The following is a 20,827-nucleotide window of genomic DNA, read 5'->3' as shown; positions in this document are numbered from 1 at the left end:
GCTGAGGGAGGTAGAAATGAAACATATTCAAGGGACTTCAATTACAGGGTATGTAACTGTTCTGATAAAGGGAGCACGGCCGGAGCTTTTTTTTCAAAAGTGTACTGAGCAAAACATTGTTGTCTGGAATATTAAAAAACACGCTGACGACAAATGTACCGGCAATGTTAAATTAAAGGATATTGCGAGCTTAAGACGTCTTAAACGCGGGACACATTATAAGCTTTCTTTTACAGATAAACACGGCTATCCCTTTTTGATGAAAAAGTTCATTCGTAAAAAAGAGTTTTTGATAGGTATCATCTTAAGCTTGATGCTTGTTTTTTTCCTTTCTAATGTTATATGGGAGGTTGAAATCGCGGGTGTACCTAAGGATATTGAAGAGAAAATCACTGATAAGCTGTCTGAATACGGTGTACATCAGGGGGCATGGGCGTTGACGCTCGACTCACCAAGTGAAATTCAGCAAAACTTAATTAATGATATACCTGAACTGTTATGGGTTGGTGTGAAGCAAAAGGGGACAAGCTTTTTACTGGAAGGTGTCGAAAAGTCAATCGTTGAAAAAAAAGAAATTGAAGGACCGAGAAACCTTGTAGCAGCCAAGGAAGGCGTTATTGAAAATATGTATGTTTCAAAAGGGCTTCCACAAGTCAACGTAAATGATTACGTAAAGCAGGGAGATGTTCTGGTGTCGGGGAAAATACAGTTTGCCGATGAAGCTGAAGATGATGACAAAAATGATCGATATGAACTGGTTACAGCAGAGGGAGAGGTTATCGCTAAAACATGGTATGAAACGGAAGTCAGCATACCTTTAAAAGCTAATTATGAACAATTAACCGGTGATTATGAAACTGAATATCATTTGAAAATCAGTGACATCCAAATTCCCATATGGGGTTTTGGCGATCCGGATTATACTGATGTTTATCGGGAACAACATGAAAAGGATTTATACTTTTTTAAATGGAAGCTTCCTCTGTCATTAATGAAGACAACCCTCAATGAAAAACAGTATTTTGAGAATGAACGGAGCAGGCAGGAGGCTGTTGAAGTCGGTATAGAACAAGCTAAACGAGAACTCCGGTTGCGGCTTGCACCGGACGCTGAAATTACTTCTGAAAATATTTTGCAACAAACAACCGAGAATGGTAAAGTTAAATTAATCTTATATATTGCTGTGGAAGAAAATATTGTCAAACATGAACCATTAGACCAAGGAGATTGATTATGCCGAATAACTTGAAAACAATCGAGTTACAGCTTGCTGGTCCAAACGAAGCGTTGGCTTTATTTGGCACTAATGATAAATACTTAAAACAAATTGAAGAATTACTTCAGGTCTCAATTGTTACAAGAGGCGAGCAAGTAAGCGTTTCAGGAGACAATGAGACAATCGCTCTTACAGAAGAAATCTTGTTGACCCTATTGTCGATTGTAAGAAGAGGACTGAACATTACTGAACGTGATGTTGTTTATGCAGTTGAACTTGGTAAAAAAGGTGAAATTGCTCAATTTGAAACCCTTTTTGAAGATGAAATTACCAAAAATGCAAAAGGCAAGTCGATTCGTGTACAGACAGTTGGACAGAAATATTATACAGACGCGATTAAAGCAAATGACCTCGTTTTTGGAATAGGGCCTGCAGGAACCGGGAAAACATATCTCGCAGTGGTTATGGCAGTTCATGCACTGAAAAACGGAGAGATTAAACGGATAATCCTAACACGCCCTGCAGTAGAAGCCGGTGAAAGCTTAGGCTTTTTACCGGGGGACCTTAAGGAAAAAGTGGATCCATATTTACGTCCCTTGTACGATGCACTTCACGATGTTTTCGGCAGTGAGCATACAATGCGGCTCATTGAACGCGACACGATTGAAATTGCTCCATTAGCTTATATGCGGGGAAGGACACTTGATGATGCGTTTGTTATTCTCGATGAGGCACAAAATACGACGCCGGAGCAAATGAAAATGTTTTTAACACGACTCGGTTTTGGGTCAAAAATGGTCATCAATGGTGATATAACCCAGATTGATTTACCAAACGGTGTGCAATCAGGGCTGCAAGCAGCCAGGCAGATTCTGGCATCAGTAAAGGGTATCTCTTTTATCCATTTAGGTGCAGCAGATGTGGTGCGCCATCCTTTGGTACAGAAAATTATTGATGCCTACGATAAAGCTAAGTAGTGATTCAGCGATGTAAGACCCCAAAGACAGCGGGTCTTATTTCTATATAAACAGGGGGCGGGGGTGGGCTTATGAAATGGCTGCGCAATACTTACATATACTTAAAAAATGTTTCGAGAGAAAGGCTGATGGTCTTATTTCTTGTCAGCATGATGGGCGTTGCGTTTTTTATTGCGGCATTTAGCAACGTTCAGCCTAAAACGTATGAAATTGAGCAGTTTTCCGATGCCGCTGAAACAATCCGCTCACCGGTTACAATTGAAAATGAAGAAGAAACTGAACGTAAAACCCGGGAAGTTATCCAATCGGTGGAAGATCGTTTTAACATATCAAACGAAATCACGAACGAACAGACCGCTTATATTGAAGAAGTGTTTGAGGCAATAGCAAAAATGAAGCAATCCCAGCAGCCAAATAATGCTTCAAGGACGCTTGATGAAGATCCGGACGCCCCACCAACCTCCCAGGAACAGCTGACCCAGCTCAACAAGCTGCTCAGTCCGGAAATCACTGATTCAATCAGCGATGGCGTTCTTTATGATTTGCTTAATACAGATGTTGAAAAACTTGAAGAAGGCAAAGAATTACTGATTAAGTCTGTAGAGGGGATTATGAAAAATGGCGTTAGCGCTGAAAACATTGAAAGAGCCCGGGATGAAGTGGAACAAACAATTAACTTTTCTTCCTTTGACAATGACTTAAAATCATCGCTGATTGAGTTAAGTGGTTTTGCTGTTACTGAGAATTCCTTTTTTGATGCAGGAAAAACAGCAGAGGCACGCAAAGAGGCTGCAAGCAATGTTGAACCTGTCGTTATACGCGCAGGTGAAGTGATTGTGCAACAGGGGCAGACGATTACAACTGAAACGTATGAAGAGTTGGCGCTTGTCGGTGTTTTGGACAGTAAGTATAATAAGTTCCCAATCATTGGATTGGCACTCATTATTTTACTGATGATGGTTGTCACGAATCATGAAATCGGCGTTTTCAAGAAAAATAATGGCGTGGATAAAAGCAAGCTTGGTGCGATCTTTTTTATCAGTTTGATTATCCTAATAGTGATGAAAACCGGGAGCTTGTACACCACCTCGGTGAATCAGCTGTATTTTGCAGTGCCCGCGGCTACAGGAGCACTGCTTGTCAAACTACTTCTTAACGAACGACTGGCGATTGTGCTGTCAGTGATTTATGCCATACTTGGTTCCATCTTATTTAATGGGCAAATTCCCGGTTCGCTGAATGTGGAAGCAGGTACTTATTTCTTTTTCTCTCAGATGGCAGCTGTAATATTTCTTGGCCGTTCGACAGACCGGCTGGCTATATTAAAAGCAGGGATTGGCATGAGCGCCGTAAATATCGTTGCTATATTAACATTTCTATTCCTATCGAGCGAAAAATATTCCATTCCAGACATATTTATGCAATCCGGTTATGGGGTGATAGCAGCATTTTTATCAGCGGTATTAACATTCGGTCTGATGCCGTTCTTTGAAGCCGGGCTTGGCATACTATCCGATTACAGATTACTGTCGCTTGCAAAACCAAACCAGCCGCTTCTCCGTAAAATATTGACTGAAGCTCCGGGGACTTATCATCATTCAATTATGGTGGCGAATCTCAGTGAAACAGCATGTGATGCAATTGGTGCCAACGGATTGTTAGCACGAGTCGGGGCTTATTACCATGATATCGGTAAAACAGCAAGACCTCATTTTTTCATTGAAAATCAAATGGGCGCAACTAATCCTCACGATAGGTTACAGCCAAGAGAAAGTGCTGAAATTATTATCAGCCACCCGTATGAAGGCGCAGATATTCTAAAAAATCATAAGTTTCCCCAACCGATTATTGATATTGCCGAGCAGCATCACGGCACGTCGTTATTAAAGTATTTCTATTATAAAGAACAGGACAAAAATAAACACACGAAGGAGGAGGATTTCAGATATCCAGGACTTAAGCCGCAGACGAAAGAAGCTGCCATTATATGTATTTCCGATGCTGTGGAAGCTGCAGTCCGATCTTTAAATGAACCAACTGAAAGGAAAATTGATGAGCTTGTTGCATCGATTGTTGAAGACCGCCTGATGGATGGCCAGCTTAGTGAATGCCCGCTTACGTTGAAGGATTTGGATAAGGTACATCGAACAATCTGTGAAACCTTAAAAGGCATGTTTCATTCAAGAATTCAATACCCAATCAAGGAGGCTAAATAATGCATATCGATTTTCATGATCAGACCAATTCCGTACCGGTGGATTACATTGATTTAATGCAGCGGTTACTTATTTTCGCCGGAGAAAAAGAAGCTATATCAAGTGAAACTGAAGTATCTGTTACATTTGTAAACAACCAGGAAATTCAAGAAATCAATCGAAATTATCGTCAACAGGACAGACCGACTGATGTTATTTCCTTTGCAATGCAGGAAAAAGTTGGTGAAGAACCGGAAATAATTGGTGAGGATCTGCCGCTTATTCTTGGTGATATTGTTATCTCTGTCGATAAAGCATACGAACAGGCCGAAGCGTATGGGCACTCAGTGGAACGGGAGCTTGGCTTCTTAACGGTGCACGGGTTTCTTCACTTGCTCGGCTACGATCATATGAACGAAAAGGATGAAGCCGAGATGTTTGGTCGACAAAATATGATATTGGGAGAATTCGGACTTGAACGATAAGAACGGAAAACCTTTGATTGGCTTTGCCCATGCTTGGTATGGGGTTAAAAAGGCAATAAATAGTGAACGGAATTTAAGGTTACACGTTTTAGCCTCGATTTGCGTTATTGCAGGAGGTATTATCTTTCGTTTATCAATTATAAAATGGACGGTTATCATTTTGGCAATAGGACTTGTACTCGTGGCTGAATTTCTAAATACAGCCATCGAAAAAATGATTAACTATGTAAAACCGGACATACACCCGCGAGCCAAAGAGATTAAGGATATCGCTGCTGGCGCGGTTTTGATTGCTTCCGTAATTGCTGCAGCTGTTGGTGTTCTTATTTTTATTCCGGAATTTTTTCGTTGGATCAACGGGTTTTAAGTGTTTATGTCACTTTATGCTGAAATGATAGTTCTTTTTAAAAGTTTTGTCTAATTGCATGAAACAAGCCTGGGTTTATAGTATGATAAAAAATATAACTCGTAATTTACATCGGAGGAAAAGCATGACAGATATATTTAAATCAGGATTTATTGCGATTATTGGCAGGCCGAACGTTGGGAAGTCAACATTTATGAACCAAATGATTGGTCAAAAAATTGCAATTATGAGCGATAAAGCACAAACTACCCGGAACCGGATACAGGGTGTTTTGACGACCGATGATGCCCAGATTGTTTTTATTGATACGCCGGGCATCCACAAACCAAAGCATCGTTTAGGTGATTTTATGGTTAAGGTCGCAGAGGATACACTGAATGAAGTTGATGCCGTCCTGTTTATGGTCAATGCGAAGGAAGGCTATGGCAAAGGTGACCAATACATACTGGAACGGCTTAAGCAAGTCAATCGGCCTGTGTTTTTGCTCATTAACAAAACCGACCTTGTTCAACCGGAAGAGGTGTTGCCCTTAATTGATTTATATAAGGATAAATATGATTTTGAAGAAATTTTTCCTATTTCAGCTCTTGAGGGAAATAATATGGAAAATTTGCTTGATAAGCTTAAAGAGCATATTCCGGAGGGACCGCAATATTACCCTGAAGATCATGTGACTGATCACCCGGAGCGATTTATAATCAGTGAATTAATTCGTGAAAAAGTGCTGGAATTTACAAGGGAAGAAGTTCCCCATTCAATCGCAGCTGTTATTGAAAACATTGAAGAAAAAGAGAAAGAGAAAATCTTGATTCAGGCGACAATCGTGACCGAGCGAAAAACACAAAAAGGTATTATTATTGGAAAACAAGGATCGATGCTGAAAAATATTGGAAAACATGCCCGTAAAGATATTGAAACACTGCTTGGTTCGAAAGTTTATTTGGAACTATGGGTTAAGGTGCGAAAAGATTGGCGCAATAAAGAATCCCAGCTGCATGAATTCGGCTTCCGACATGATGAGTATTAACGCTTGGTAAATTTTAATACTCATTCATTCAGTGCCTTATGGAAAATCTAATAATGAAGGTTACATTACAATCATGCAAAGAAAGGCGGGGTTTCTTGTGATCGACTTTACGTGGAAGTTATTTAGTCAGACAGGAAACATTGAAACCTATTTATTATTAAAAGAACTGGAAAAGAACGAATCAGTAGAAGCTGATGATAATCACCAGCAGCTGAATGGGCGTACATCGCTCAATATAAAATCTTAGAATACCTTTTGTAACCTGTAAGAAGGTGATACTGTTTGCTTGAGAAACTGCAGGGTGTAGTCTTAAAGACGCAAGATTATGGTGAAACACACAAAATTGTTACGATATTTACGAAACAAGCAGGAAAGGTTACTGCAATTGCCAGAGGTGCAAAAAAACCGAAAAGCCGAATGGCTGCTGTTACGCAGCCATTCATATATGGTGACTTTTTTGTCTACCTGAAATCAGGGCTGAGCACCATCCAGCAGGGTGACGTTATCGATTCATTCCGAAACATCCGCGAAGACATCATTAAAACTGCTTTTGCCTCTTATATTGCTGAATTGACAGATAAGCTGACCGATGCTTATTTAGCTGATTATTATTTGTTTGAACAGCTGTACAGGACGATGAACTGGATAGCTGATAATACTGATGCTGACATACCGATTATTATGTATGAATTGAAATTGTTTAAAAAAGGCGGATTTGCCCCTGCTGTTGACAGGTGTGTCAACTGCGGAAGCAGGGAAACGCCTTTTGCTTTCTCGATAGCAGAAGGTGGTCTCCTTTGTGTGAATTGCCGGCAAATTGATTCAGGTTCGATTGGACTGTCTGATAAAATGGCGCGTTTATTTTATGTTTTTTCAGAGATCGGGCTGGAACGGGTAGGGACCATTTCGGTAAAGGAAGAAAATAAAAAATTACTGCGTGATATTATAGATGCTTACTATGATCGTTATGGCGGCTATTATTTAAAATCAAAACGATTTTTGAAGCAGCTGGATAAATTGAAGTAGATTTGTTTTCTTGACAACTGATCACGCGTATCGTAATATTTTGATACATAATTAACAAATATCAGTTGCATTGACGGAGAAGAGTACTTATTGGTCATGTTAAAAGCGAATCCGGAATGGTGGGAGCCGGATAACAGGAGATAAGGAACGGCGCTCCGGAGCAATTGCGATAAAGTGGCTCTTTCATAAAAGGAGCAAGTAGGGTGGAACCGCGGATTATTCTCCGTCCCTATACCGGCAGCATACCGGTATAGGGACGGTTTTTTTATCCCGCGTTTAACTGGTACTAATCTTTCAAAGTACGAAAGCTAAGTGCCAGTAAATGTCCGATTCGTTTCGGGCCTGCGAATGCGGGTCACAAAGGCGCTGCTATTGACATGACGAACTTAGCCTTTGTTCCTTTTTAACCCCACTGATTGGAGTTTCACTTTATTTCCAAAGATATGGAGGATAAAATTATGACAATTCAGGAAATGATTTTAGCACTGCAAAAACATTGGTCAGATCAGAATTGCATACTGATGCAGGCGTATGATGTGGAAAAGGGAGCAGGGACAATGTCACCGATGACACTGCTCAGAAGTTTAGGACCGGAACCATGGAATGTGGCTTACGTAGAGCCATCAAGAAGGCCTGCAGACGGGCGATACGGGCAAAATCCCAACCGGTTGTATCAGCATCATCAGTTTCAAGTCATTATGAAACCCTCACCGGATAATATTCAAGATTTGTATTTGGATTCGCTTAAGGTACTTGGAATTAATCCATTGGAACACGATATACGGTTTGTTGAGGACAATTGGGAAAACCCTACGCTCGGTGCAGCCGGTCTCGGTTGGGAGGTCTGGCTTGATGGGATGGAAATCACTCAGTTCACTTATTTTCAGCAAATAGGCGGACTTGAAGCAAATCCCGTCTCGGTTGAGCTGACGTATGGAATCGAACGACTGGCTTCTTATATTCAGGATAAAGAAAATGTTTTTGATCTGGAGTGGACAAACGGCGTCACGGTTAACGATATTTTCTTTCAGCCGGAATATGAGCATTCGAAATATACGTTTGAAGAATCCGATACTGATATGCTTTTTCAATTATTTACGATGTATGAGAATGAAGCAAGACAGACGATGGAAAAAGGATTGGTCTTCCCTGCGTACGATTATGTATTGAAATGTTCGCACACATTCAATTTACTGGATGCAAAAGGCGTCATATCCGTAACAGAACGGACAGGTTACATTTCGAGAATCCGTAATCTGGCCAGAAGCATTTCCAAAACTTATGTGGCAGAACGGGAACGATTAGGGTTTCCGATGCTGAAGAAGGAGGAGGCAGAATAATGGCAAAAGATGTACTCATTGAAATAGGCCTGGAAGAGCTTCCGGCCCGTTTTGTAAACAACGCAGAAAAACAGCTGATTGACAAAACGGAAGAATGGTTTAATCAGTCACGGATAGCTTATGAGTCGATTTTGTCCTTCTCAACGCCCCGCAGACTGGCCGTACTTGTCAGAGAGGCCGCTGAGAAACAGACGTCACTTGAAGAAGAAATTAAAGGTCCGGCGTTAAAAATTGCTCAGGATGAAGAAGGCAATTGGACAAAAGCCGCAATTGGCTTTACAAAAGGCCAGGGTAAAACAGTAGATGATATTTACATCAAGGATGTTAAAGGAATTTCATATATTTTTGTTACCAAGCAGATTATCGGCGAACCAACGAGAGCGTTATTGCCAGAGTTAAGTCAAATAATCACATCCATTCAATTTTCGAAAAGTATGCGCTGGGGCGAACAAACACTGCGCTATGCCCGGCCTATACGGTGGATGGCTGCTTTATTTGGGGACGAGATTATCCCTTTTGAGATTGCAGGCGTCAGTAGCAGTAATAGAACGTTTGGCCACCGGTTTCTCGGCGAGGCAGTGACATTGGAAGTACCAGCTGATTATGAAGCTGCGTTGGAAAAGCAGTCTGTTATCGCCGATCCGGAAAAACGCAAACAAATGATTGTCGATGGAATGGAAGCGGCAGCAAGTAATCATGATTTTTACATCCCTGAAGATAGTGAATTACTGCAGGAAGTGACAAATCTGGTGGAATATCCATCAGTTTTCATTGGTTCTTTCAACCCTTCCTATCTCAATTTGCCGCCGGATGTTTTGATAACATCGATGAAAGAGCATCAGCGTTACTTTCCTGTCAAATCAATGGATGGAAAGCTGCTTCCGTACTTTGCAGGTGTTCGGAACGGGGACGATTATGCCCTCCAGACGGTTGTCAAAGGGAATGAAAAGGTTCTTCGGGCAAGGTTGTCGGATGCACAGTTTTTCTATGAAGAAGATCAAAAACAGTCCATTGACTTTTATTTGGAAAAGTTGCAACGGATTGTTTTTCAGGAAAAATTGGGGACGATTGCTGATAAAGTGCGCCGTATTACCGCGATTGCCAAAGCGTTATCTGATATGCTTGAGCTGGATGGCGAAACGCTGTCAAACACTATTAGGGCAGCTGAAATTTGCAAATTTGATTTGCCGACAAATATGGTGAACGAATTTACGAAACTGCAAGGGATTATCGGTGAAACATATGCGTTGAACGCGGGTGAAAACAAGGCTTCTGCAAGAGCCGTTGCTGAGCATTACTTGCCTGTTCAGGCTGATGGAGAGCTTCCACAAACAGTTGAAGGCGCGATTGTCAGTGTTGCTGATAAGCTGGATACGATAGCCGGCTGTATTTCAGCAGGATTAATTCCAACGGGTTCTCAGGATCCATATGGACTGAGAAGGCAAGCAACCGGTGTTTTAAGAATTCTTAACGCTTATGAATGGGATATTAGCGTTGAGTCTTTGCTCGATTTGGCTGAACAGCAGTATGATCAGTTCAGTGAAACAGAAAAAGTTCAAGCAAGAACAGAAACGGCACAGTTTTTCAGACACCGTGTCACATATCTTTTAAAAGAAACTTCGATTGAACAAGATGTTATAGAAGCTGTGTTATATAATAAGATTGGCGTAATTCCTTATACAGCGCAAAAAGCTGAACTATTATCCTACGAGCGGAATAATCCCGATTTTAAGCCAGTTCAGGAAGCATTAGTCCGCGTATTGAATCTGGCGGCTAAGACAGAGGAAATGACAATTTCTGAATCGGTTTTCAAAACAGAATCTGAACAAAAGCTATATGATACGTATCTATCCGTGGAAAAAGCTTATACAAAAATTAATCAGCAGCAAGAAGCCAGAAATGCACTTGATGAACTAGGTCGTCTTGCACAGCCGATACACGACTTTTTTGATTATAATATGGTGATGACCGATGATGAAGCGGTGCGAAGAAATCGGTTGGCGTTACTTCATAACATTGCATCACTCATTTATGATTATGCAGATCTATCGGCAATTGAATGGAAACAACATTTTTAATGTTATCATTATTTTCTTTTTCACCATATAGCGTGTATAATATTGGAAAGTGGTATGACACATTTAGCTTGCAGGTGGTGGAAAAGTGGAGTTATCAAATAGACAGGAACAGATTATCGGAATTGTTAAAGAAAATGGTCCGATAACCGGTGAAAATATTGCAGAACGGCTAAATTTGACACGGGCTACACTTCGTCCTGATTTAGCTATTCTTACAATGGCAGGCTTTTTGGAAGCAAGACCCCGTGTTGGTTATTTTTACACAGGGAAGACCGGGGCAGAGCTGTTTACTGAGACAATTAAGAAATTTAAAGTTTATGAATATCAGTCAGTACCCATTGTTGTTAAAGAAGGCGCGTCAGTTTATGACGCTATTTCGACAATGTTTCTGGAAGATGTAGGTACGCTTTTTGTTACAGATGAAAATTCGCGATTGACAGGTGTTCTCTCCAGAAAAGATTTACTGCGGGCTAGCATTGGCAACCAGGACTTAAACGCCATTCCGGTACATATTATAATGACCCGAATGCCTAATATCACTGTTTGCTATCGTGATGACCTGATTGTTGAAGCTGCCAAGAAATTGATGGATAATCAAATTGATGGTCTTCCGGTTGTCAAAGATACAGAAAAAGGTACTGAGATTGTCGGCCGGATAACCAAAACAACAATCACTAAAATATTTGTTGAACTTATTATGGAGGAGCACTTTTAAGAGGAGGAGCATTAGCCATGGCAGAGAAAAAACTCGTTTACGTTCTCTCCGATTCGGTAGGTGAAACGGCTGAATTAGTCATTAAAGCAGGCTTAAGTCAGTTTAATGATGGGGAATATCAAATTCAGCGGGTCCCTTATGTTGAAGATAAGAAAACAATCGATGAAACATTGCAGCTTGCTCAAGAAAAACAGGGAGTCGTCGGCTTCACCCTTGTCGACCCTGAATTACGAAAGTATATTAATCGTCAGGCAAGTAAAATGAGTATGGAAGCTATTGACATTATGGGCCCGATGATGGATGCAATGAAGCGTGCTTTCAGCAGGAGCCCTCGATTAGAGCCAGGGCTTGTGCACCAGCTCGATGAAGATTATTTCAAGCGGGTTGAAGCTATCGAATTTGCGGTTAAGTACGACGATGGCAGGGACCCCAGAGGTATTAATCGAGCAGATATCATTTTAATCGGGGTCTCCCGTACTTCTAAGACACCTTTATCACAATATTTGGCTCATAAGCGGTTGAAAGTTGCCAACGTTCCAATCGTGCCGGAAGTTGAGCCTCCTGAAGAACTGTATGAAGTAAACCCTGATAAATGTATTGGACTCAAGATTAATCCAGAAAAACTGAACGATATTAGAAAAGAACGCCTTAAGGCCTTAGGTCTTGGCGATCAGGCATCTTATGCCAATCTGGAACGTATTCATCAGGAATTGGAATACTTTGATAAAGTTGTTGAAAAAATTGGCTGCAACGTTGTCGATGTATCCTATAAAGCTGTGGAAGAGACAGCCAACACAATTATGCGCATGATTAAGAATAAATCTTGACCAAAGAAAGCAAAACATCCTGCAGGTAAACGCGGGATGTTTTGCTTTGGTACGCTTTCCAATAAACGACCGATCCTCAATCGGCGCAATTACGCAATTGATGTAAACTGCGAACTAGTGAAAATTAATTAGCCTCTCGAGCGACGCAGCTGGAATATACATGGTGCTCGTCGTGTTGCATGCTCTTTTGTACGCAGCACTCCTCGCAACTCGTAGCGGATTCGGTGGAAGATTTGCTCGTCGCTTTCCGTGGGCTCACCAGCCGCCCGCGGAAAGCGGCGTGTATTTCCGGAGCGGTAGCTGAAGACCCAACTTCTATTTAAAGTACGTCGCAGTTTATGGATTTTGTCTTGAAACAGAAGTGTTCTGGAAATCTCCTTTTTCTCATTACATTTTCATGGCATATTTCAGGCTTTTATATTATAATTATAATTTGTGTAAAAAATGTATTAATCGTTCATTTTTCCACAGATCACAATTCAGAAAAATAAAACATTATTTCCCAAGGAGGAATAACCAGCAGCAATGTAGAATAAAAGGTATGTGGGTAATTGCTCGCAAAGTACGTTTATATAAGTGCTTCCAGAGGTACAATAATACAGTATAACGCCCTTCTAATGGTTAATCAGGGAGCCGAAAATTTCGGACAGACTATTTTATTCTTACCAATGGGAGGAATTTTTTTCGACTTTGCCAAAAAGATTGTCGAAACATGAAGGATTTTCTTCCTGAATATCGAATAATATAAGCATGGTGGTACAAATGCCCAATCAGGTATCTGAAGAGATTATAGAAGAAGTTCGTCGTTCCAACGACATAGTTGATGTCATTGGTGAGTATATCCAATTGAAAAAACAAGGTCGTAATTTTTTTGGGCTTTGTCCATTTCATGGCGAACAGACACCGTCGTTTTCGGTTACACAGGAAAAACAAATTTTTCATTGTTTCGGATGTGGAAAAGGCGGAAATGTCATAACATTCGTCATGGAAATAGAAGGTTACTCTTTTTATGAGGCTTTAAGGCTGCTTTCAGGCAAGAGCGGTGTTGAGTTGCCGGAACTGTCTGATCAGCGGGAATCCTCTGCTTCCCAGGAAAGCCAAAGTATTCTCTCAGCGTCCGAATGGATTGCAAAACTTTACCATCATCTGCTCCGTTTCACAAAAGATGGCAAAGAAGGCTACCAGTATTTTAAGGACCGGGGAATAGAAGATGCGACCATCGATGAATTTCAGCTTGGTTTTGCGCCGAACATTAAAGGTTTTACTGCTGAATTTCTAAAGAAAAAAGGGTTTCACCAGCAACTTTTAGTTAAAGCAGGGCTATTATCGTTATCTGAGGACAATACTGTTTCAGACAGATTCCGTGGCAGAGTTATTTTCCCAATCCGGAATCATCTTGGCAAAACAGTTGCGTTCGGCGGAAGATCCATAACGGAGCAGGAACCAAAATATTTAAATAGTCCTGAAAGTGAAATTTTCCAAAAAGGAAAGCTTCTGTATAACTTTGATATAGCCAAAAAGCATATTCGCAAGCAAAGTGAAGCTGTTTTATTTGAAGGGTATATGGATGTTATATCAGCCTCTCAGGCCGGCGTTAAAAATGCTGTAGCTACGTTAGGCACATCGCTGACAGAAGCACAGGCAAGACTCCTCAGAAGGTATGTCGATACAGTTATTATTTGTTATGACGCTGACAGTGCGGGTAATGAAGCGGCTTATAAAGCTGCGACTTTGCTTAAGAAGACTGGTTGTCACGTTAAGATAGCGAACTTGCGCGACAACATGGACCCCGATGATTTTATTAAGGCGTTTGGTGCTGAAGCATTCCAAAAAGAAGTTATCGAGTCAAGCTTAACTTTCACTAACTTTTATATGCGGTATCTTAAGAAAGACTACAATTTGACACTTGAAGGAGACCGCATCCAATATATTGAAAAAGTACTGGAATTTCTTGCAACGATTGATAGCTCCATTGAACGGGAATATTATCTACAAGAGATAAGTGATTCCTTTAGTGTATCAATGGATTCATTAACACAGGAAATAGCGAATTACCGCCAAAAGTTGGGAACTGGCAAGGATAAGATAAATAAGAACAGATATACTAATAGGGCACCAAATGATAATTATATGAAAAAATTGCTGCCGGCTTTTCAAAACGCCGAACGACAGCTGCTTGCATATATGTTGCAAGATGCGGTTATTACTGATAAAGTGCAGGAGGAAATAGGTGCGTCCTTTAATATGGACGATCATAAAATCATTGCAACTAATTTATACGCCTATTTTGAAGCCCACCAAGAGCCTGATGTGAGCATGTTTCTTGAAATGCTGAATGATGACAGGCTTAAACAGCTGGTTACAGAAATTGCAATGATGCCCGTACAGGATAGTATTACAAACGAAGAGATTAATGATTATATTAAAACAATTCTTGCTGAAAATTACAAGAAGCAGGATATTCAGACACTAAAAGAGCACCAAAAAATTGCAGAACAACAAAATGACCCAATAAAAGCTGCTGAGATAGCAATGCAAATTATTGAAATTCAAAAGCAATGGAAGAAGATAAAATGACTGCAGTTGGAAAGGAGGGGGACTCATGGCTGAAAATAAGCCCTCACAGACAAAAGAAAACAATAATACTGAATTAACCCTTGAGCAAGCGAAAGATCAATTGCTTGAAATGGGGAAAAAGCGCGGCGCATTGGCTTATGAAGAAGTTGCAGATCGTCTGTCTGCTTTTGCACTTGAATCAGAGCAGATGGATGAATTTTATGAGTACCTGACAGAGCAAGGTGTAGAAATTATCGGTGATTCAGAAGAGGATCCGAAAATGCAGGAAATTGCCAAAGAGGAAGAATTTGATTTAAATGATCTCAGTGTTCCGCTTGGCATCAAAATAAATGATCCTGTTCGAATGTATTTGAAGGAAATAGGCAGGGTCGATTTATTATCGGCTGCTGAAGAAATCGATTTGGCTACGCGTATTGAAAACGGTGATGAAGAGGCAAAAAGACGGCTGTCAGAAGCTAACTTGCGCCTTGTTGTCAGTATTGCCAAGCGTTATGTCGGCCGCGGCATGCTTTTTCTTGACTTGATTCAGGAAGGCAATATGGGTTTAATTAAAGCTGTTGAGAAATTTGATTACCGAAAAGGATTCAAATTCAGTACGTATGCTACTTGGTGGATTCGTCAGGCCATTACACGTGCTATAGCGGACCAAGCACGTACAATTAGAATACCGGTGCACATGGTTGAGACGATAAACAAACTTATCCGTGTTCAGCGGCAGCTTCTGCAGGATCTTGGCAGGGAACCAACCCCTGAAGAGATTGGACAAGAAATGGAGCTTTCACCGGACAAAGTGCGGGAAATTCTAAAAATTGCGCAAGAGCCTGTCTCACTGGAAACACCAATCGGGGAAGAAGATGATTCACATTTGGGTGATTTCATTGAAGATCAGGAAGCCGTGTCACCCTCAGACCACGCCTCGTATGAATTGCTGAAGGAGCAATTGGAAGATGTTCTCGATACGCTTACCGATCGGGAAGAGAATGTGTTGCGTCTTCGTTTTGGGCTTGATGATGGAAGAACAAGGACATTGGAGGAAGTCGGCAAAGTATTTGGTGTCACACGCGAAAGAATTCGCCAAATTGAAGCCAAAGCATTGCGAAAACTGCGGCACCCAAGCCGGAGCAAGCGTTTGAAAGATTTTCTCGAATAGTCTTTACAGTCATTGAACACAATCGTTGTGTGCAATGACTACCATACATAATATGGATGGCCATTAAAAAGATGGGGATTAAAAATGCTATAAATATTTTGCTTTCATTATAGCTGTTTTTGGAGTAAACTATAAATAGTTATGCATTTTTAACTGAAAAGGATTATACATAAGGAGGAACTACGATGGGTAAAAATGCAGTCATACCATATGCTCTGATTGCCGGCATAGGCATTCTGTTAGTTATTGTCGTGTCAGTTGTCGGTCTTGATCAGCAAGAAGCTATTCAAGAAGAAGAAAGCGGCGGCGGAGAACAGAACGAACAGCAAGAAGACGGATCCGGCGATGGTGACGGTTCCGGTAACGGTGAAACAGCTGCAAACGGTGAAGAAGTTTATCAGAATAACTGTGCAAGCTGCCATGGAGGAGACTTATCCGGCGGCGCCGGACCAGCTCTTGATTCGGTCGGAAGCACTTATTCCAAAGATGAGATTAAGCAAATTATTGCAGATGGCTTCCCTGATGCCGGAATGCCTGCAGGTCTGGTTCAGGGTGAAGACGCTGAAGCTGTAGCACAATGGCTGTCCGAGCAGCAATAATCATGAGACAATAAATTTTAATGTTAATGCTAAAAGAGTAAGCTTACTGGACTTGCAGCAGGCTTGCTCTTTTATGCTCTTATAAAGGTATGGATTCATAAGGAGACTCCCATGACTAGTACAGTTAAACTTTCCAGGCGACTGCAAGAAGTCGCTGCGTTTATTCCGGAAGGCACTAAGTTTGCTGATATCGGTTCAGACCATGCATATCTTCCTTGTTTTGTCTGTTTAAACGATAAGCACGCAAAAGCGATAGCCGGTGAAGTGAATGAAGGGCCTTGGCAAAGTGCTCAAAATGCAGTGCAGCGTTTTGATCTCCAAGATAGAATTGAAGTCAGGCTTGGAAACGGACTTCAAATCTTAAATAATAATGAAGTGAACCTGGTGGTTATTGCCGGTATGGGCGGCGCACTGATAAAGACAATATTGGAAGAAGGCAAATCCCGTTTAGGCAGTGTAGAGCGAATAATTGTTCAGCCGAATGTTGATGAACGGAATGTTCGTTATTGGTTCAGTACGAATGGTTATTCGATTTCAAAGGAAAAGATAATCGAAGAAAATGGGCATATTTACGAAATAATAATCGCTGATAAACATGATGTTTCTCAGGAACTGACGGAAAGGCAATTATTATTCGGTCCATGTCTCTTGAACGCGAAGACGGACCTGTTTAAAATAAAGTGGAACCATGAATATAAAAAACGTATGCGGGTTATCGAACAGATGAAACGGGCAGAATCGCCAAATTATGGCAAACTTGATATGTTCAAAAATGAATTAGACTGGATAGAGGAGGTTTTGCACGATGGCAGCAGAGATACGTAATGCAGAGGTTTTCAAAGCTATGGAGACATGGGCGCCGAAACACCTTGCTTATGATTGGGATAATGTCGGATTGCAAATCGGTTCCTTTGGTAAACCTGTAAAAAATATAATGATTACGTTGGATGTATTGGAAGCAACGGTGGATGAGGCTGTCGAGAATAATATTGATTTGATCATCGCGCATCATCCGTTATTATTTAAACCATTAAACCAAATCAATTTGGAAACAGCCAAAGGGCGCATCATTCAAAAGTTGATGAAATATGACATTTCTGTTTATGCAGCTCACACGAATTTTGATGCGGCAGATGGTGGCATGAACGATATTATGTGCAACTTACTCGGAATTAATAACCCGATTGTACTTGATAAAAACTATACCGAGAAATTGGTGAAAATTGCTGTGTTTGTTCCAAGGAGCCATGCTGATGAGGTACGTGACGCCATGAGTCGGAAAGGTGCCGGTCATATCGGTGATTATAGCCATTGTACGTTTCAGTCGCAGGGGCAGGGTACGTTTAAACCGCTTGAAGGTTCAGATCCTTATATTGGCGCTCAGGGAGAATTGGAATTTGTCGATGAAGTCAAAATCGAGACAATCATTCCTGCAGCCAAAATGACACCTGTTATTAATGCTATGATCGAGGCGCATCCGTATGAAGAAGCAGCGTATGATATTTACCCGGTTGAAAACAGCGGTAATGTATACGGGGTCGGACGAATTGGCACATTGAATGAACAAATTAGTTTAAAAACATTGTGCACGCGCGTTAAAAACGAACTTGATGTTCAAAATATCAGAGTGACCGGGGATTTGGACCGAAATATCAAAACGGTGGCTGTATTGGGTGGCAGCGGCGAAAAATATATTAAAAAGGCAAAACACATGGGGGCCGATGTATATATTACAGGTGATATGACATTCCATTCAGCCCAGGATGCGTCTGAAATGGGGCTGTCAGTTATCGATCCCGGCCACTATGCTGAAAAAGTAATGACATCGTATACGAAATCATTTTTGGATGACTTTTTTGAAGAAAACTTAAATATCGCAGTTTCCCAATCAAACACCGATCCGTTTCAATTTATTTAATGCTAAACCGTGAAGAGACTGTGTTAGCAATCGTTTAGCCGGCATTTAAAAGGAGATTAATCTAATGAGTCATCGATTTAATGAATTTTCATTTCAGCCTGAAATAAAAGCTGTGATTGAGCAATTAAAATTTCAAACTCCGACGCCGATTCAACAGCAGGTGATTCGCCCCGTTCTGAAAGGGACAAGCGTGATAGGCCAATCGCACACTGGTTCAGGAAAAACGCACGCCTATTTATTGCCGCTTTTTAACCAGCTGGATGCAACCAAACGTGAAGTCAAATTGGTGCTGACGGCGCCTACCCGGGAGCTTGCCAGGCAAATTTATGACGAGGTCAGAAAGGTTATTGACTATGCAGGAATGCAGGGAACATGGATTGCGAAGCTGCTGGTTGGCGGAACCGATAAACAAAAAATGATGGATAAATTAAAAGAACCACCCCACATTATTGTCGGGACGCCGGGACGAATACTTGATATGGTCCAAGAAGAGGCAATCTCAATTTATAGTGCTTCTTCATTTGTAATTGATGAAGCTGATTTAATGCTGGAACTGGGTTTTATTCGGGAAGTTGACCAATTACTTTTGCGAATAGATGAAACGATTCAGATCCTGGCTTTTTCTGCTACCATACCACAGCAGTTGGAGCAATTTTATCGTAAATATCTTGAAAATCCGCTGCATGTCAAAATTGACGATCAATTGGCCCCTGAAAAAATGGAACACGTGATGGTACCGATTCGGCATCGGGAAGCTTCCGATTTAATCATCGATATTTCAAAAACCATGCATCCTTATATAAGCATCATTTTTGCAAATGGAAAAGATGAAGCAGACAATCTGACGGCTTCGTTACAGCAGAAAGGTCTTGATGTTGGGGTCATTCATGGCGGGCTTTCACCTAGAGAAAGAAAACGAACACTGAAAGATATTCAAAACCTTCGCTACCAATATATTGTAGCAACCGATCTCGCTTCACGGGGCATCGATATTAAAGGCGTCAGTCATGTTATTAACGCCCGGCTCCCCAAGGAAGAAGATTTTTACCTGCATCGGGCAGGCCGGACTGCGCGTGCCGGCATGGAAGGCACAGTGATTAGTTTATATGATGAGCACGATCACCATCTTCTGGAAAAATTAAAACAAAAAGGGCTCTCATTTTCGTTCCGGGAAGTGAAAGATGGAGAATGGAAAGAAGCCAAGGCTTGGAATGAACGAAAAAATCGCCAAAAAACAGATTCCAGCACGGATTCTGAAGCATGGAAGAAAGTTAAAAAACCGAAGAAAGTAAAACCAGGTTATAAGAAGAAAATGAAAAATGACCAAGCAAAAATAAAAAAGCAAATGGCGTCGAAATCAAATAAACGCCGAAAATAATGACGGGGTGAGGATATGCTGAAAATTGGGTCACATGTATCAATGAGTGGAAAAAAAATGCTTCAGGGCTCCAGTGAACAAGCAGTATCGTATGATTCCAACGTATTTATGATTTATACGGGAGCACCACAGAACACACGAAGAAAGTCAATCGATGAATTAAATATTGAAGCAGGAAAAGCCCATATGAAAGAAAACGGCATCGTTGATCTTGTCGTACATGCGCCGTATATCATTAATATCGGCAATACGACAAAACCTGAAACATTTGAACTGGGCGTTGATTTTTTAAGAAATGAAATCGACCGAACAGCCGCGCTTGGATCAAATCAGATTGTATTGCATCCAGGGTCACATGTTGGTGCAGGAGCTGATAAGGGAATTGAGAAAATTATCGAAGGATTGAATGAAGTACTCGACAAAAATCAGGATGTACAAATAGCACTTGAAACCATGGCAGGAAAAGGTTCGGAAATTGGTCGTACATTTGATGAACTGGCACAGATAATTGATGGGGTAACACATAATGAAAAACTTTCGGTTTGTCTGGATACATGCCATGTTCATGATGGCGGCTATGATGTTGTAAATGACTTTGACGGTATTTTGAATGAATTTGACAAAATTATTGGACTGGACAGAATTAAGGTTGTGCATGTTAATGACAGCAAAAATGAGCGGGGCGCACATAAGGACCGACACGAAAATATAGGGTTCGGGCACATCGGCTTTGAAGCATTGCACTATGTTATTAACCACCCGCAGTTACAGGAACAGCCTAAGATATTGGAAACACCTTTTGTAGGAGAAGATAAGAAAAACAAAAAACCGCCATATAAATTTGAAATTGAGATGATCAAGAATGGTGAGTTTGATAATGACCTAAAAGAAAAAATAATGAACCAGTAATTGCTTGTTACCTGAGAACAAAAAGCTCTACGTCCAGAAGCTT

Annotated in this window: 19 protein-coding genes and 1 other annotated feature; all 19 genes read left to right on the top strand. The window is 41.0% G+C overall.

Annotation, left to right across the window (positions count from 1 at the left end; translation table 11 throughout):
• Positions 1 to 16 precede the first annotated feature (16 nt).
• The 19 genes from yqfD to BMZ22_RS03020 all read left to right on the top strand — a co-directional run bounded on the left by yqfD (position 17) and on the right by BMZ22_RS03020 (position 20,784).
• Positions 17 to 1,231: a sporulation protein YqfD gene (gene yqfD, locus BMZ22_RS03110; protein ID WP_090081187.1), complete on the top strand. Its 1,215-nt coding sequence runs from the start codon at positions 17 to 19 to the stop codon at positions 1,229 to 1,231.
• 2 nt (positions 1,232 to 1,233) lie between these two features.
• On the top strand, positions 1,234 to 2,193 hold the full coding sequence (locus BMZ22_RS03105) for a PhoH family protein (protein WP_090081182.1): 960 nt from the start codon (positions 1,234 to 1,236) through the stop codon (positions 2,191 to 2,193).
• A 71-nt stretch (positions 2,194 to 2,264) separates the two neighbouring features.
• Positions 2,265 to 4,409, top strand: a complete 2,145-nt coding sequence (locus BMZ22_RS03100) for an HD family phosphohydrolase (protein WP_090081178.1) — start codon at positions 2,265 to 2,267, stop codon at positions 4,407 to 4,409.
• On the top strand, positions 4,409 to 4,873 hold the full coding sequence (gene ybeY / locus BMZ22_RS03095) for an rRNA maturation RNase YbeY (protein ID WP_090081173.1): 465 nt from the start codon (positions 4,409 to 4,411) through the stop codon (positions 4,871 to 4,873). Before BMZ22_RS03100 ends, ybeY begins: the two co-directional genes overlap by 1 nt.
• The gene (locus tag BMZ22_RS03090; RefSeq protein WP_090081169.1) at positions 4,863 to 5,240 is read left to right on the top strand and encodes a diacylglycerol kinase family protein; all 378 of its coding nucleotides are present in this window, start codon (positions 4,863 to 4,865) and stop codon (positions 5,238 to 5,240) included. The genes ybeY and BMZ22_RS03090 overlap by 11 nt, the downstream gene beginning before the upstream one ends.
• 124 nt (positions 5,241 to 5,364) lie before the next feature.
• The gene (gene era, locus BMZ22_RS03085; protein ID WP_090081166.1) at positions 5,365 to 6,267 is read left to right on the top strand and encodes a GTPase Era; all 903 of its coding nucleotides are present in this window, start codon (positions 5,365 to 5,367) and stop codon (positions 6,265 to 6,267) included.
• 97 nt (positions 6,268 to 6,364) lie between these two features.
• Positions 6,365 to 6,514, top strand: a complete 150-nt coding sequence (locus BMZ22_RS03080; protein ID WP_090081163.1) for a YqzL family protein — start codon at positions 6,365 to 6,367, stop codon at positions 6,512 to 6,514.
• A 35-nt stretch (positions 6,515 to 6,549) separates the two neighbouring features.
• Entirely contained in the window at positions 6,550 to 7,293 is a 744-nt protein-coding gene (gene recO / locus BMZ22_RS03075; protein ID WP_090081160.1) for a DNA repair protein RecO, read from the top strand.
• A gap of 61 nt (positions 7,294 to 7,354) precedes the next feature.
• Positions 7,355 to 7,527: a binding site (T-box leader), on the top strand.
• Positions 7,528 to 7,751: 224 nt separating this feature from the next.
• On the top strand, positions 7,752 to 8,633 hold the full coding sequence (gene glyQ / locus BMZ22_RS03070; protein WP_090081155.1) for a glycine--tRNA ligase subunit alpha: 882 nt from the start codon (positions 7,752 to 7,754) through the stop codon (positions 8,631 to 8,633).
• Entirely contained in the window at positions 8,633 to 10,711 is a 2,079-nt protein-coding gene (glyS, locus tag BMZ22_RS03065; protein ID WP_090081150.1) for a glycine--tRNA ligase subunit beta, read from the top strand. The genes glyQ and glyS overlap by 1 nt, the downstream gene beginning before the upstream one ends.
• An 85-nt stretch (positions 10,712 to 10,796) precedes the next feature.
• Positions 10,797 to 11,426 carry a transcriptional regulator CcpN gene (ccpN, locus tag BMZ22_RS03060; RefSeq protein ID WP_090081147.1) on the top strand — a complete coding sequence of 210 codons (630 nt, stop codon included), beginning with the start codon at positions 10,797 to 10,799 and terminating at the stop codon, positions 11,424 to 11,426.
• 17 nt (positions 11,427 to 11,443) lie between these two features.
• Positions 11,444 to 12,253, top strand: coding sequence for a pyruvate, water dikinase regulatory protein (locus BMZ22_RS03055; RefSeq protein WP_090081140.1), 810 nt, complete (start codon positions 11,444 to 11,446; stop codon positions 12,251 to 12,253).
• 762 nt (positions 12,254 to 13,015) lie between these two features.
• Entirely contained in the window at positions 13,016 to 14,830 is a 1,815-nt protein-coding gene (gene dnaG / locus BMZ22_RS03050; protein WP_090081138.1) for a DNA primase, read from the top strand.
• A 25-nt stretch (positions 14,831 to 14,855) separates the two neighbouring features.
• Entirely contained in the window at positions 14,856 to 15,980 is a 1,125-nt protein-coding gene (rpoD, locus tag BMZ22_RS03045; RefSeq protein WP_090081135.1) for an RNA polymerase sigma factor RpoD, read from the top strand.
• A gap of 185 nt (positions 15,981 to 16,165) precedes the next feature.
• Positions 16,166 to 16,579 (top strand): c-type cytochrome, encoded by a 414-nt coding sequence (locus BMZ22_RS03040; protein ID WP_090081130.1) that lies wholly within the window; start codon positions 16,166 to 16,168, stop codon positions 16,577 to 16,579.
• Between the two features lie 111 nt (positions 16,580 to 16,690).
• The gene (locus BMZ22_RS03035; RefSeq protein WP_090081127.1) at positions 16,691 to 17,404 is read left to right on the top strand and encodes a tRNA (adenine(22)-N(1))-methyltransferase; all 714 of its coding nucleotides are present in this window, start codon (positions 16,691 to 16,693) and stop codon (positions 17,402 to 17,404) included.
• Positions 17,385 to 18,497 carry a Nif3-like dinuclear metal center hexameric protein gene (locus tag BMZ22_RS03030; RefSeq protein WP_090081124.1) on the top strand — a complete coding sequence of 371 codons (1,113 nt, stop codon included), beginning with the start codon at positions 17,385 to 17,387 and terminating at the stop codon, positions 18,495 to 18,497. Before BMZ22_RS03035 ends, BMZ22_RS03030 begins: the two co-directional genes overlap by 20 nt.
• Positions 18,498 to 18,561: 64 nt before the next feature.
• Positions 18,562 to 19,875 (top strand): DEAD/DEAH box helicase, encoded by a 1,314-nt coding sequence (locus BMZ22_RS03025; RefSeq protein WP_090081121.1) that lies wholly within the window; start codon positions 18,562 to 18,564, stop codon positions 19,873 to 19,875.
• A gap of 15 nt (positions 19,876 to 19,890) precedes the next feature.
• Positions 19,891 to 20,784: a deoxyribonuclease IV gene (locus tag BMZ22_RS03020; RefSeq protein ID WP_090081116.1), complete on the top strand. Its 894-nt coding sequence runs from the start codon at positions 19,891 to 19,893 to the stop codon at positions 20,782 to 20,784.
• Positions 20,785 to 20,827: the final 43 nt, after the last annotated feature.

It is taken from the genome of Lentibacillus persicus, from assembly GCF_900112705.1.
Classification (GTDB): domain Bacteria; phylum Bacillota; class Bacilli; order Bacillales; family Amphibacillaceae; genus Lentibacillus; species Lentibacillus persicus.
This window is presented reverse-complemented; position numbering and strand designations above follow the sequence as displayed.

Bases quoted from the DNA above. Each gene is read 5' to 3' on its own strand.
- BMZ22_RS03020 (WP_090081116.1), top strand. From the start codon at position 19,891: ATGCTGAAAATTGGGTCACATGTATCAATGAGTGGAAAAAAAATGCTT.
- ybeY (WP_090081173.1), top strand. From the start codon at position 4,409: ATGCATATCGATTTTCATGATCAGACCAATTCCGTACCGGTGGATTAC.
- BMZ22_RS03030 (WP_090081124.1), top strand. From the start codon at position 17,385: ATGGCAGCAGAGATACGTAATGCAGAGGTTTTCAAAGCTATGGAGACA.
- dnaG (WP_090081138.1), top strand. From the start codon at position 13,016: ATGCCCAATCAGGTATCTGAAGAGATTATAGAAGAAGTTCGTCGTTCC.
- rpoD (WP_090081135.1), top strand. From the start codon at position 14,856: ATGGCTGAAAATAAGCCCTCACAGACAAAAGAAAACAATAATACTGAA.
- glyS (WP_090081150.1), top strand. From the start codon at position 8,633: ATGGCAAAAGATGTACTCATTGAAATAGGCCTGGAAGAGCTTCCGGCC.
- BMZ22_RS03100 (WP_090081178.1), top strand. From the start codon at position 2,265: ATGAAATGGCTGCGCAATACTTACATATACTTAAAAAATGTTTCGAGA.
- yqfD (WP_090081187.1), top strand. From the start codon at position 17: ATGAAACATATTCAAGGGACTTCAATTACAGGGTATGTAACTGTTCTG.
- glyQ (WP_090081155.1), top strand. From the start codon at position 7,752: ATGACAATTCAGGAAATGATTTTAGCACTGCAAAAACATTGGTCAGAT.
- BMZ22_RS03055 (WP_090081140.1), top strand. From the start codon at position 11,444: ATGGCAGAGAAAAAACTCGTTTACGTTCTCTCCGATTCGGTAGGTGAA.
- BMZ22_RS03105 (WP_090081182.1), top strand. From the start codon at position 1,234: ATGCCGAATAACTTGAAAACAATCGAGTTACAGCTTGCTGGTCCAAAC.
- BMZ22_RS03040 (WP_090081130.1), top strand. From the start codon at position 16,166: ATGGGTAAAAATGCAGTCATACCATATGCTCTGATTGCCGGCATAGGC.
- era (WP_090081166.1), top strand. From the start codon at position 5,365: ATGACAGATATATTTAAATCAGGATTTATTGCGATTATTGGCAGGCCG.
- BMZ22_RS03035 (WP_090081127.1), top strand. From the start codon at position 16,691: ATGACTAGTACAGTTAAACTTTCCAGGCGACTGCAAGAAGTCGCTGCG.
- BMZ22_RS03025 (WP_090081121.1), top strand. From the start codon at position 18,562: ATGAGTCATCGATTTAATGAATTTTCATTTCAGCCTGAAATAAAAGCT.